The organism is Nonomuraea sp. SYSU D8015, assembly GCF_008065375.1.
Classification (GTDB): domain Bacteria; phylum Actinomycetota; class Actinomycetes; order Streptosporangiales; family Streptosporangiaceae; genus Nonomuraea.
Map to the genome: position 1 here is coordinate 138,488 of NZ_VJYI01000015.1, position 12,630 is coordinate 151,117.

Annotated in this window: 11 protein-coding genes; 5 read left to right on the plus strand and 6 right to left on the minus strand. The window is 69.8% G+C overall.

Annotation, left to right across the window (positions count from 1 at the left end; translation table 11 throughout):
- Positions 1–241: 241 nt before the first annotated feature.
- The 6 genes from ID574_RS42680 to ID574_RS42705 all read right to left on the minus strand — a co-directional run bounded on the left by ID574_RS42680 (position 242) and on the right by ID574_RS42705 (position 5,431).
- Complete coding sequence (locus ID574_RS42680) at positions 242–643, minus strand: hypothetical protein (protein WP_188194738.1); 402 nt, start codon at positions 641–643, stop codon at positions 242–244.
- A gap of 126 nt (positions 644–769) precedes the next feature.
- Positions 770–1,843 carry an adenosine deaminase family protein gene (locus ID574_RS42685; protein WP_223167655.1) on the minus strand — a complete coding sequence of 358 codons (1,074 nt, stop codon included), beginning with the start codon at positions 1,841–1,843 and terminating at the stop codon, positions 770–772.
- A complete protein-coding gene (locus ID574_RS42690) occupies positions 1,840–2,892 on the minus strand; it encodes an ABC transporter substrate-binding protein (RefSeq protein ID WP_188194739.1) in 1,053 nt (350 codons plus the stop codon). The genes ID574_RS42685 and ID574_RS42690 overlap by 4 nt, the downstream gene beginning before the upstream one ends.
- Before the next feature lie 24 nt (positions 2,893–2,916).
- Entirely contained in the window at positions 2,917–3,906 is a 990-nt protein-coding gene (locus ID574_RS42695) for an ABC transporter ATP-binding protein (protein WP_188194740.1), read from the minus strand.
- Positions 3,903–4,694, minus strand: coding sequence for an ABC transporter permease (locus tag ID574_RS42700; protein ID WP_188194741.1), 792 nt, complete (start codon positions 4,692–4,694; stop codon positions 3,903–3,905). Before ID574_RS42700 ends, ID574_RS42695 begins: the two co-directional genes overlap by 4 nt.
- Positions 4,691–5,431 (minus strand): ABC transporter permease, encoded by a 741-nt coding sequence (locus tag ID574_RS42705; RefSeq protein ID WP_223167656.1) that lies wholly within the window; start codon positions 5,429–5,431, stop codon positions 4,691–4,693. The genes ID574_RS42700 and ID574_RS42705 overlap by 4 nt, the downstream gene beginning before the upstream one ends.
- Before the next feature lie 218 nt (positions 5,432–5,649).
- On the opposite strand from ID574_RS42705, the gene ID574_RS42710 reads away from it, so the two are divergent.
- The 5 genes from ID574_RS42710 (at position 5,650) to ID574_RS42730 (ending at position 12,533) form a co-directional block, all read left to right on the plus strand.
- Positions 5,650–6,591, plus strand: a complete 942-nt coding sequence (locus ID574_RS42710) for a LacI family DNA-binding transcriptional regulator (RefSeq protein ID WP_188194743.1) — start codon at positions 5,650–5,652, stop codon at positions 6,589–6,591.
- A gap of 1,028 nt (positions 6,592–7,619) precedes the next feature.
- Entirely contained in the window at positions 7,620–8,033 is a 414-nt protein-coding gene (locus tag ID574_RS42715; protein WP_188194744.1) for a hypothetical protein, read from the plus strand.
- A 59-nt stretch (positions 8,034–8,092) separates the two neighbouring features.
- The gene (locus ID574_RS42720) at positions 8,093–8,311 is read left to right on the plus strand and encodes a hypothetical protein (protein WP_188194745.1); all 219 of its coding nucleotides are present in this window, start codon (positions 8,093–8,095) and stop codon (positions 8,309–8,311) included.
- Positions 8,312–8,451: 140 nt separating this feature from the next.
- Complete coding sequence (locus ID574_RS42725) at positions 8,452–9,390, plus strand: glycoside hydrolase family 5 protein (protein ID WP_188194746.1); 939 nt, start codon at positions 8,452–8,454, stop codon at positions 9,388–9,390.
- 290 nt (positions 9,391–9,680) lie between these two features.
- Entirely contained in the window at positions 9,681–12,533 is a 2,853-nt protein-coding gene (locus tag ID574_RS42730) for an AfsR/SARP family transcriptional regulator (protein ID WP_223167683.1), read from the plus strand.
- Positions 12,534–12,630: the final 97 nt, after the last annotated feature.

Genomic DNA, 12,630 nt, shown 5'->3' on the forward strand with positions numbered 1-12,630 from the left:
CGCCGGAGTCAGCGGCCGCCACGCCGGCGAACAGCGATCGTCCGGGCACTCCTGACCAAGCGGGACCGAGGCACCTGGTGCCGGACGATCTGCAGGACATCGAACCCGGCTCGTTCAGCAATCACACCTTCGCCTCGGTCCGCTTCAAGGCGGCACGCTCCCCGTGGGCGCGCGTCCATGGTGAGGCGTGATTGATTGTGGCCTTTGCTGAGCTGTCCGCGTGTTGGCGCCCATAGTGACGCTATGGCGAGAACGGGTGCCACACCGCCCAGGCGCTGGCTTCGAACAGCTGGAGAAGCCGGGAGACGGGCGACGATCGCCGGAAGCGAAGTGCCGGCTCCACGGGCTGTGGAGCGACGTCAGCGCCGGCGCGGTCCCTGGGGTCAAGCGATGGGGCACGGGCGGGCTCGTCGTCGCGGCCGGTGGCCACCACGACCGTGCGGGTGCCCGCGCGGTCCAGTGCCTCGCCGACCAGGGTGCGGCCGAGGGCTCCCAGCAGTTGGCCGCCGTCGAAGGCCCCGACCCAGGTCAGCGGCTCGGCGAGCAGCTCCTCCAGGGTTTCGCGCAGCGGGGATACGATCGTCGCCGATGAGCTCGGCTTCGATGGCGTAGGAGAGGCGCTGGAGAGTCCTCGGTCACGCATAACTCGCCCCGATGAAGGATCTCCACAGGGATCCGCTGATCGAGGAGCATGCCCGTCAGCAGGGCGAACGGGTCCTCAGCGAGGAGCTTGCCGGCTTTCGAATCTTCCGCCGACGCAGCGTGCCGATCACTCCATGTTCGCGAGTTCACTCTCAAAGCGCTTGCGCAGCGCGTCCTTCTCAGGCTCCGGCAGCCAGCACGCCTCCACCCCGGCCAGCGCCATCGCACGCAACCGCTCATCTGGTACGGCGAGCTGGTCCGAGAGGATCCGATACTCGTTCGCCAGCGACGTCGGGAACATCCCGGGGTCGTCGGAAGCGGGAATGACGTTGAGCCCGGCCTCGATCATCGCCGCGATCGACGCCCGCCGCCACGGCCGCCACGAGCGCCGCGAGGTGGTCGAGATGACGGTGAACGGGGTCTGCTCGTCCCTGACCCTGGCGACGGCCTCGTCGTCCTCGAGGACGAAGTAGCCGTGGTCGATCCGGTCGCACCCGAGTATGTCGAGGCAGGTGACCGTGTTGGCGGCCACGGGCGCGTGTTCGGAGGAGTGAGCGGTGCGGCGGAGCCCGGCCTCACCGGCGAGCCGGAAGGCGGCCTCGAACCGCTCGGGCGGCCCGGCGGTCTCGAGGTTGTCCAGCCCGATCCCCGCCACGTAGTCGTGCGGGTTGTCCACGACCGTGCGTATCCAGGAAAGCGCCTCCTCGCCCGACGTGCTCCGGTCGATGGCCGCGATGAGCCTGCCCGACATGCCGAAGTCGCGTTCTGCCATCCTGATGCCCTCGGCGTACGCCTCGATCACCGTGGCGTAGCCGAGCTTCTCCTGATGTTCGCTCAGCGCGTCGAAGGAGAGCTCGAGATGCCTGGTCGCGCTGGTCCGGTGGGCGTCCTCGAAGGCCTCATAGGTGATTCGGGTGAGATCGTCGGGGTCGCGCAGGACCTGGAGAACCCACGAGGACACCTGGAACAGCGAGTAGGAGGTCTCGGGCTCGTCCGCGCTCCTGCCCTGCGGAACCGGGATCCGGGTGTTCAGGTAGAGCGCCGGGTCCGGCGGAAGCGAGTTCACATCCGCGTAGATCCGCTCGGGCGTGTCAGGCAGGTCGAGCCCCGCCCGCCTGGCCAGCTCGGCGAAGGTCGAGGCGCGCACGGTGCCGATGAGGTGGCAGTGCAGGTCGACCTTGGGCATCAGGTCGAGGTTCACTTGCCGGCCACCTCGCGGGTGAAGCGGTCGACCCAGGTGGCGCGGGTGTCGACGAGCTGGGCGGGGTCGAGGGTCTTGAACCCGGCGGCCACGGGATCCTTCGCCGCCTCGCCCGTCACCTTGGCGATGTCGGCCGGGATCTCGGCCTTCGGGTTCGTGGGCAGGTCGCCGACAGCCTTCGCCATGGCGCTCTGCGCCTCGGCCGACAGCATGTAGTCGATGAACTTCGCCGCTCCCTGCTGGTTGCGCGCGCCCTTGGGGATCATCGCCCGGTTGGTGGCCATGTAGCGGCCCTTGGCGGGAGCCGTCCAGGCGATCGGCTCACCCGAGGTGACGAGCTTGGTGGCGAAGCCGCTCAGCGCGTCGGCGGCGACGATCTCGCCTTGGGTCAGCAGGTTCGTGACCTCGGTCGAGGAGGTGTAGAACTGCAGGACGTTCGGCGCCCAGCCGGCCAGGGTCTTCAACGAGGCGTCGATGTCGTAGGGGCCCTTGCCGTACGACTCACCCACGCCCGAGATCATAAGTTGTCCGGCGGTCACCGAAATATCAGGAAGCGCTACCTTTCCCTTGTTCGCCGGGTTCGCGAACAACTCCCAGTCGGCGGCCTGCTTCTGGCTGAGCTGGCCGGTGTTGTAGATGATCCCGTTGAGCTGGTGCGTGTAGGCCGGCCCCTCGTAGGCGCCCTCGGTCGCGAACGGCGCCAGCTCCTTGATGTTGGGCACATCGACCTTCTGGAAGAGGCCGTCCTTCTGCCCGAGTGCGGCGAAGTAGTCGGAGATCAGCACCACGTCCGCCTCCGGCTCGCCCTTGGCGAGCTTCAGCTTCGACAGCCGGTCGGAGTTGGACCCGGTGTCCAGCTCGACCTTGATTCCCGTCTGCTCGGTGAACGGAGCGACGACCGCCTGCTCGAACTCCTTCACACCGAAGGGGAAGGTGCTGACGACGATGGTGTCCTGCTCGGCCTGCTTCTCACCGGAGCCGGAGCCGGAACATCCGGCTGCGGCGAGCACTGTCAGAGCAGCGGCCAGTACGGCACGGCGCGTGGGCATGGGGTCGTTCCTTTCAGCGGGCTTTCAACGGGGGAGTGAGACCAGACGGTCGTCTGGCGCGATCACCGTCACGCTTGATCCGGGTGTCAGGGTCGCGCCGCTGCGTACGTCGGCGAGCAGCCTGACGGTGGCGCCCGACGGGTCGACCACGTCGAGCGAGACCAGCAGGTCGACGCCGCGGAAGGCCACGTCGACCACCATCGCGTCAAGGCCGTGACCCTGCTTGTGACCGTTCTCGACGACGCGCAGATGTTCGGGCCGGATGGTCAGCGGGGTGCCGTCGGCCGCGGTGAGGAAGTTCTCGTAGCCGAGGAACTCGGCGACGAAGCGGTCAGCCGGACGGGGGAAGACCTGCTGAGGAGAGCCCTGCTGCACGATCCTGCCCTCGTTCATGATCACCATCTCGTCGGACATCTCCAGCGCCTCGTCCTGGTCATGGGTGACGAGGATGACGGTCAGCTGGGTCTCCGCCTGGATGCGCCTGATCTCGGCCCGCATCTGGACGCGCAGGCGGGCGTCGAGGTTGGACAGCGGCTCGTCGAGCAGCAGGAGCCTGGGCCTGATCGCGATCGCCCTGGCCAGTGCCACCCGCTGCTGTTGCCCGCCGGAGAGCTTTTTCGGCTTGCGGTCGGCCAGGTGCGCGAGACCGACGAGCTCGAGCGTCTCCATGACCCGCGACCGTCTCTCCGCGGATGGCACCTTGCGCAGCTTGAGCCCGTAACCGACGTTGTCGGCCACCGTCATGTGCGGGAACAGCGCGTACGACTGGAAGACCATCCCCAGATCGCGCTTCTCCGGCGGCGTGCGCGTGCTGTCGATGCCGTCGATGCGGATCGTCCCCGACGTCGGTGCCGAGTAGCCGGCGATCATCCTGAGCGTGGTGGTCTTGCCGCAGCCGCTCGGGCCCAGCAGCGTCGTCAGCTTCCCTGGTGCTATGGCGAGGCCGATCTCATCGACGGCGGTGAAGGAGCCGAACCTCTGGGTGACCCCGATCAACTCGGCGGCTGCGGTCATTGGTTGATCCCTCCGAAGATCTTGGCGAATCCGACCGTCCGCTCGGCGATCACCGCGATGACCACGGTGGCGGCCAGGATGAGGGTGGAAGCGGCGGCGACCATCGGGTCATAGGACTGCTGCACGTAGTCGAGCATCGTCACCGGCAGCGTCCGGAAGTCGCGCCCCTGCAGCAGCAGCGACAGCGGCACGTTGTTGAAGGACGTGACCACGCTGAGCAGCCCGGCAGAGAAGATTCCCGGACGCAGGACGGGCAACGTCACGGTGAAGAACGCGCGCAGCGGTGAGGCGCCGAGCCCCCGGGCGGCCTCCTCCAGCCCGGGATCGGCCAGCGCGAGCGAGGCGCCGGTCACGCGCACCGCATACGGCAGCATCAGCGCCGTGTGCCCGACCAGCAGGGTGCTGAAGTTGCCCAGGTCCATGCCGATCATCAGCTGCTGGAACAGCGCGAGGCCGACGACCAGCTCGGGGACGATGAGCGGCGACAGGAACAACCCCTCGACCAGGCCCTTGCCAGGGAGCTTTCCCCGGTGGACGGCGAGCGTGGCGGGCACGCCGACCAGCAGCGCGAGCACGGTGGCGAGCATGGCGAGCTGCAGGCTGGAGATCGCGGCCTCGATGAACGGCTCGTAGCCGAGGGCCTCGTCGAACCAGCGCAGGGAGATCCCGTCGGGCGGGAACCTCAGGGTGCTTCCCGCCGTGAAGGCGGTGGCGACCACGAAGATGATCGGCACGATCATGATGACGTAGCCGATGACCGCGAGCGCCGCTGTGATCGGCCGCTTCATGAGGTGGCCCCCTTCCGCCCGATCAGCGAGGACAGCCCGGAGACCAGGAAGACCAGGACCGTCATGATGAGCGCCGTCGCCGAGGCGGAGGCCCAGTCGACCGTGGTGCTCGCGTAGTTGAACAGCTGCGTGGAGAGCATCCGCTGGCTGGACCCGCCGAGCAGATAGGGCGTGGTGTAGGCGGTGACGGACCCCGCGAAGACCAGGGTGGCGGCCACCACGATGCCCGGCATGGTCAGCGGGATGACGACGTTCCACATCGTGCGGATCCTGCTCGCGCCGAGCCCGCGCGAGGCGTCGTCCAGGCCGGGATCGACCTGGGCGACGGCGGAGTAACAGGAAATGATCGCCAGCGGCAGGAAGAGCTGGGTGAGGCCGAGGACGATCGCCAGTTTGGTGTAGAGCAGTTGCGGCGCCACGTCGACGATGCCGAGCTGGACGAGCAGCTGGCCGAGCGCCCCCTTGGAGCCGAGGATCACCAGCCAGCCGAACGTCCGCACCACGTTGCTCAGCATCAATGGGAAGATCGCCACTGCCAGGAAGACTCCGCTCCAGCGTGACGGCGAGCGGGCGAGCCAGTAGGCGATGGGAAAGCCGAGGACGACGCAGATGATCGTGACAGCCAGAGCCAGCCCGACCGTGCGCCCGATCACCTCCAGGTCGTAGGGATCCGTGAGCATCTCGCCCAGGCGCGCGAAGATCTCGCTGGCCGGCACGTCCGGCGGCGCGAAGAGCATCGCGGCGGAGGGAATGAGAAAACCCGCGATGAGAAGGAGAAGACCAGGCACCAGTAGAAGGGCCGATTTGGGGGAGATGTCGGCGTCCTTTCTCCGTGGCGTACGCTTGCCTGGAACCGGTTGTGGAACCGGTTCCAGGAGCCCGACCATAGATTATGAGCGGCCTCTCGCACAAACCCGCGTGTGAATTCCGTGTAACGACTCAAGGAGGAGCATCAGTGCCGACACTCGCGGACGTCGCCGCGCTGGCCGGGGTCTCCAAAGCGACGGCCTCCCGCGCCCTCGGCCGGCCGGACCTGGCCGCCCCGGAAACGGTGGCCCGCGTCCGCGCAGCCGCTGAGCAGCTCGGATTCGTCCCCAACCGGGCAGCCACCCAGCTGGCCCGCGGGAAGACCGGGGTGGTCGCCGTCGTGGTGCCCACGCTCGACAACACCTTCTTCACCCCGATCATCGGCGGGGCTCAGGCGCGCGCGGCCGACTCGGGCATGCAGCTGACCATCGCGGTGCACTCTCTGGAGCACGCGGCCCAGCTCGCCGCGGTCGAGCAACTCGCGCACCAGGTCGACGGCTTCCTGCTCACCGCGCCCCGAGGTTCAGACGAGATCGTCCGCGCCGCCGCGTCGTTCAAGCCGACCGTCCTCATCGACCGTGAGATCGAGGGCATGACGTCGGCCGTCGCCGACACGGCCACCGCCTTCGGCGCGCTCGTCACCCGGTTCGCCGAGAAGGGTCACGAGCGCATCCTCTACATCGGCGGCCCCGCGGGCTCCTGGCAGGATCGTCAGCGCCAGGCAGCCATCCGCGCCGCGGCCGAGTCGAGCGGTGCGACGCTGACCATGCTCGGCCCCTACCCCTCGACCTTCGCCGCCGGAGTGGAGACGGCGGAGGCCGTGGTGGCCGCCCGCGCCACCGCCGTAGTCCCCTACGCGACCTCGATCGGCCTCGGCCTCATGTTCGCCCTGCTCAGCCGCGGAATCCGCGATATCGTGGTCAGCTCCGAGCGCATGATCGTCGAGAGTCTCGGCCTGGGCGACGTCCCCTCGATCGACGTGGACGGCGAAAAGCTCGGCGAGGTTGCCATGGACCAGCTCATGACCCTCCTCGGCGAGCGCAGGGAGCCAACGCCCACCAGACGCCGCCTCACCGTCCGGATCAGCTAGGCGGATCGTCCGCAAAGGGGTCCGGTTCGCCTGGCGGCCCTCCCGAGGGGGCCGTCCGGCTGGAAGCGAGCGTGCACATGCCAGGGATCGGCGCCGGGTGGTAGTGCGAGCCGAAGAGCTGCGTCGGCATCACCGAAAGGGCCGCCCAGAGGATCGTGACCGATCTGCCGGCGGCCGGAGGGCCGCTGTGACCCGCTATGCCGTTGTTCCGGGCCGTCCCCTGCGTCACCCCGCCCAGAGCGCCGTTCCTGTGCAGGCGCTGCGAGGTCGCTACCAGGGCGGTTGTGAACGCCCTCCGCACGTTGCTTTCATGTCGGCGCATGACAAGTGATTCGCAACATGGCACCCTTGTCGCCGGCTCAGGCCTGACGCATCATCGCAAGCTCTGCCTGAATCGCCGAACAGCATCTCCGGCCGGACGAGGTGATCGCCCCGCTACCTGAGCGGCCTTCGGCGCCGGACCACGAGGCGGCACGCACGCTGATGGCCGGGGCCGGCGACGCGCGGGCGTTGAAGATCGACGTGGAGGTAGGGGACGGCCGTCGCGGGTGACGCGCCACGAGCGGGGCCGCATCGGCAGCCTGGACCAAGGCGTTCACCGCCCCCTTGTTCACGACCAGCAACTTCTGGCGGCAAGCACCCCCGGCTGTACTCCATCCTGTGGGGCACCAAAGCCGACGCCCCGCTCTACGACGTCACCGAGGTGGACGCCTCCCTCGGCTGGGCCAGAGACCTGAGCCGGTTCCTCCACGTCCTATTGCGCGGCAAGCAATGCAGGAAGTGCACGGGACCGGCCGCCGCGGCGACCGCGCCGTCGAAACCCGGCCGGCGCGGTGCGGCGCCGCGGGCGAGGGCATCCGCCAGGTGTCCGGCGGGGCCGGACACCCCCTGGAGCACACCCGGCACCGCTGCGACCAGCGGCTTTCAACGGGCGCGGCCAAATGCGTCCGGCGCTCTCGCCGGACACCGTCCCCTGCCCCGATCGTCGATGGCAGGTCGCTCCGACCACCCGATCGAAAGGAACTACGGTGAAGCATCTCTCGCTGGTCCCTCGGCTCTGGCTCCTCTTAGCGGCGTTGGCCGTTGTGTGCACCGCGCTCGTGCCCGCGACGAGAGCGTCGGCTCAGGCCCCGCTGAGCTGGCACTCCGGCTGGTTCGTCAAGTCCATCTGCTACTCCGACGCCCGCCAGATCGCCAGCTCGGCCCTGAACCGGCACGGCTACCGGACCGTCTACACACCCCCCAACGCCGTCGTGGGTAGCAACGGCTCCACGATCGTGGAGGTCTCGTACGCGCCGGCGCAGACCAGCTACTCACCCAACGACTTCTCCCGGGTGTACTTCACGGTGACCGGGACGTCGAACGTCTCCAGCGCGGCCGAACTCGGCCGCAACCGGGTCCGCCAGTCGATCGTCGCGCAGCGCTACTTCGACACGTGCTGACCGACCGCGGAAGCGACGCGGGGCGGAGGACCTCCTCCGCTCCGCGTCTCACGCTGCACATGCACCTCGACCCTGACATCGAGGTGGTCGCCCAGGCGGCGACAGGCCACGAGGTTGCGGGCATGCCCGGCCGACCGCCGTCCGGCCGACCGCCTGGGGCCCGGCTCACCCTGCTGCGGACCGCTCTGGTGCCGGCCGCCGGCGCCGCGCTGACCGGGTTGGCCTACCCGCTGATACGGCGGCGCGCGTTCTTCGCCCACCTGGACCCGATCGGCTGACCCGCCGGGCACGCCTCTGCCGGCGTCACCGCCGGCCGGGAAACAGCGCGGTCTCGCCGACCGCGGGTGGGCTTCGGCGTGATGTACTTTGCCGGCGGGGTCGTTGTCGGGTCAGTGGCCGAGGGAAGGGACGCAGGAGCGTGCGGCTGGGGCGGGGCGTCAATTTCGGCAACGGGCTGGACGCCAGAGGTGAGGGTGAACCGGGCCTCAGGCTCGAGGAGCGGTACTTCGACGAGGTGGCGCGGGCCGGATTCGACACCGTTCGCCTTCCCGTGCGATGGTCGGCACACGCCGAGGAGACCCCGCCGTACAGGATCGATCCGGGCTTCTTCGACCGAGTGGACCAAGCGGTGAACGGCGCACTCCGTCGCGGCCTGAACGTCGTCATCAACGTCCACCACTACGACGAGGTCTGCGCCGCTACCGACGAGCAGGAGGCGCGATTCCTCGCGCTCTGGCGGCAGATCGCCCCGCGCTATGCGCACGATCCGGAGCCGCTCTGCTTCGAACTGCTCAACGAGCCCCGCGATCCTATGACGCCGGAGCGATGGAATGAGCTCGCCGCTAAGGCCTTGGCGGTTGTGCGCGAGTCGAACCCGGACCGCTCGGTGCTCATCGGCCCGGCGCGGATGAACGACGTCGACGCGCTCGCGCAGCTGGACCTTCCGCAGGACGACCATCTGATCGCCACGGTTCACTACTACGCGCCGTTCGCCTTCACCCACCAGGGCGCCGGATGGGTCAAGGGTGCCGACGCCTGGCTGGGCACGCGCTGGGGCGACGACGCCGATCGGGCCGCCGTACGTCGTGACCTCACCACGGCCGCCACTTGGGCCAGCGAGCACGGCCGCCCGTTGTTCCTCGGCGAGTTCGGCGCCTTCTCCAAGGCCCACGCGGCCTCCCGCGTGGAATGGACGGCGTTCGTGCGATCGGAGGCCGAACGCCTGGGGATGAGCTGGGCCTACTGGGACTTCGGTACGGACTTCGGCGTGTTCGATCCGCAACTGGACAAGTGGCGCGAACCGCTGAGACAGGCCCTGATCCCGGGACCGGCGACGGCCGCCGATCGGCGGGCATAGCCGATGAGGTCTTCGGCATGTGAGGGCACGACGTCGCCTGCCGTGCGTGCGTTCACCTTGCCATCGAACGAGATCGGGGTCGCAAGGAACCAGGCATCCGGCCGGGGCACGTCGAAGCCCCCCACCTGCGAACCTTGTCGGCGGCCGGCAGCACCAGCGACGTGCCTCTGCATCGCCTCAGACAGGTTCGGACGTGGTCGCGTTCGGCGACGGTGAACTGCCGTGCGGCAGTGTCGCGACTTCTTCGTATATGTGGATGATTCGGATATTCTCACAGCGCGTTGAGTACGGTGGGAGGTCTGCTGGTGGGTGTGGCCGAGGGCGTGAGGTTCGGCGTCCTGGGGCCGCTCCGGGCCGACGTCGGCGGTCGCGTGGCAGGGCTCGGCGGACCCCGTCAGCGGGCCGTGCTGGCGCTGCTGCTGATCGCGCGGGGCAGGAGCGTCTCGGCAGAGCGGATCCTCTCCGAAGTGTGGGAGGGCTCGAGACCTCCCTCCCCGACGACACTCCATGGGTACGTCGCCGATCTGCGCAGGGCGCTGGAGCCGGAAAGAGCACCCGGCGCTCCGGCCCGGCTGCTGGTGCGCGAGGGATCCGGATACGCCCTTCGGGCGGTACCGGCCGCGATCGACGCCGGGCGCTTCACCGATCTGGCCGCTCGTGGCCGGCGCGCGTTGGAGGGCGGCGAACCACAACTCGCCGCGGACCTGCTCGGACAGGCGCTCGCGCTGTGGCGGGGTCCGGCTTATGCCGACTTCGGCGGAGCCACCTTCGCGGTGCCCGAGGCGACCAGGCTGGAGAATCTGCGGGCCACAGCCCGCGAGGACCGGCTCGCCGCCGTCATCGCGGCGGGGCAGCACGCCGCCGCCATAGGCGAGCTGGAGGCGCTGATCGCCGAGCAGCCGCTGCGGGAGCGCGGCTGGGAGTTGCTGGTCCTCGCCCTGTACCGGTCGGGGCGTCAGGCCGACGCGCTCGCCGCACTTCGAGCGGTACGCAGGAGGCTGGCCGACGAGCTGGGCATCGACCCGGGACGCGGCCTGCGTGACCTGGAGGCGGCCGTGCTCACCCAGGACCCGCGGCTGGCCCCGGTACCGGCTGAGCCGAGCCCTCTGTCACACCCTGCGGCCGCGGCTCCGGCACCGCCCCAGGGCAATCTGCCGTTCGCACTGTCCAGCTTCGTCGGCCGCCGCAGCGACCTCGCGGCCGTGGCATCTCTGCTGGACGGGCACCGGCTGGTCACGCTCACCGGCCCAGGCGGGGTCGGCAAGACCCGCCTGGCCCTGGAGGTCGCACGCGCCCGTACCGACGCCGACGGGCCCTGGTTCGTGGAGATGGCCGGTCTGCACGCACCCGACCTGCTCACCGCGACCATGGCCGCCGCTCTCGGGCTGCCCTCCGCGGCGTCCCCCGATCAGCTGGCCGGGATGATCGCTGGCCGTGACATGCTGATCGTCCTGGACAACTGCGAGCATCTGCTGATCCCCGCCGCCATGCTGGTCCACACCCTGCTGACCCGCTGCGGCTCTGTACGGATGCTGTGCACCAGCCGCGAACCCCTAGGCATCTCGGGTGAAACGGTCTACGAAGTACCGCCCCTGGATGCCGCCACGGAAGCCGCGGATCTGTTCCTGCGCCGTGCGGCGGCCGTCTCGCCCGGCTGGGTGGCCGCGCCGGGCGACAGGGAAAGGATCGCCGCCCTGTGCGCGCGGCTCGACGGCATCCCGTTGGCCATCGAACTCGCCGCCGCGCAGAGCCGGGCGCTGTCCGTCGCCCAGATCGCCGATGCCGTGGAGGACCGCTTCACCCTGCTGGTGGACGGATCGGCCGGACGGCCGGACCGCCATCGCACGCTGCTGGACACCGTCGCCTGGAGCGATCAATTGCTGCAGCCGGCGGAACGCCGGCTCTTCCGCCGGCTCGGGGTGTTCGAAGCCGGCTTCGATCTGGAGGCGGCCGCCGCGGTCGGAGGAGTCGATCCCGTCCTGGCGCCGCTGTCGGCGTTGGTCCGCAAATCGCTGGTCACCGCCGAACCCGGCACGGCGCCACGCCGCTACCGGATGCTGGAAACCCTGCGCCAGTACGCCTTGGCCGCGCTTTCCCCGGACGAGCTGGCCCGGGCGCGGGAACGCCACCGCACCTGGGTCCTGGCCCGGGCCGAGAACGCCGAACGCCATCTCCGCGGCCCGCAGGGAGCGGCGTTGCTGAACGGGCTGAGCCGCGATCAGGCGGAGTTCCGGGCCGCGTTCGCCACGTCGCTGGCGGCGGGTGACGGCGAGTACGCGCTCCGGCTGAGCGGCGCGCTGTTCTGGTTCTGGTTCCGCATGGGGCATGTCGGGGAGGGCCTCGCCTGGCTGTCCGAGGCGTTCGCGGCGGCCCCGCGAGCCGGTGCGGATGCCCGGGCGCGTGCCTGGTACGCGCTCACGGGACTGCACTACCTGGCCGGACAGCCGCTTCAGTCGTACCAGGCGGCCCGTTCGGCGATCGAGGAGGCCCGCCGGGCAGGTGACCCGGCGACGGAGGCGGGCGCGACCGCCTACGCCGCCTACCTGGGCCTGCTGGCCGGGGTGGCGCTCGACGCCGAGGCCCTCACCCGCGAGGCCGTCGAGATGGCCCGGCGCAGCGCCCTCGACTGGCTGGAGGCCGAAATACTCATGGTCCAGGGCATGACCCTGCGGGTGTTGGGTGATCTTCCGGGCGCCGGCGGCGTCTTTCAGAAGGCCATCGACGCCGCCCGCGCCAGTGGCCACGACTGGGCGGCGGACGGAGCGGCCTGGTGCGAGATGAAGACGGCCTCGGACCGCGGGGACGGCGCTCGGGCACTGGCCGTCGCGGCGGACCTCCTGGCCACGATGGACCGTTACGGAGACATCTCCTTCTGGCTGGTGACGGTTCACAGCGCGGCCCGCGCCCTCGCCCTGACCGGGCAGGCTGAGCACGCGGCCGTGCTGATGGGGGCCGTGGAGGCCATCGGCAAGCGAGCCGGCGTCTCCCCAGAGCTGATGGATCCGCTGGACGGGCCGCGCGAGGCCGCCGCCGTACGCGGGGCGCTTCCGCCGGAGGAGTACGAACGCCATGCGGCCCGCGGGCGCGCCATGTCCCGGCAGGACGCGAGCGCCCTGCTCACCTCGTTGATCGCTGGACGATGATCCTCTGATCGCAGCGACTCCACGCCATCGGCGGGGGGTTGATCCGGGCCTTGGAAGCCTTGGAAGTCACTGGGAAAGCCCGTTCCCACCGGCTCCG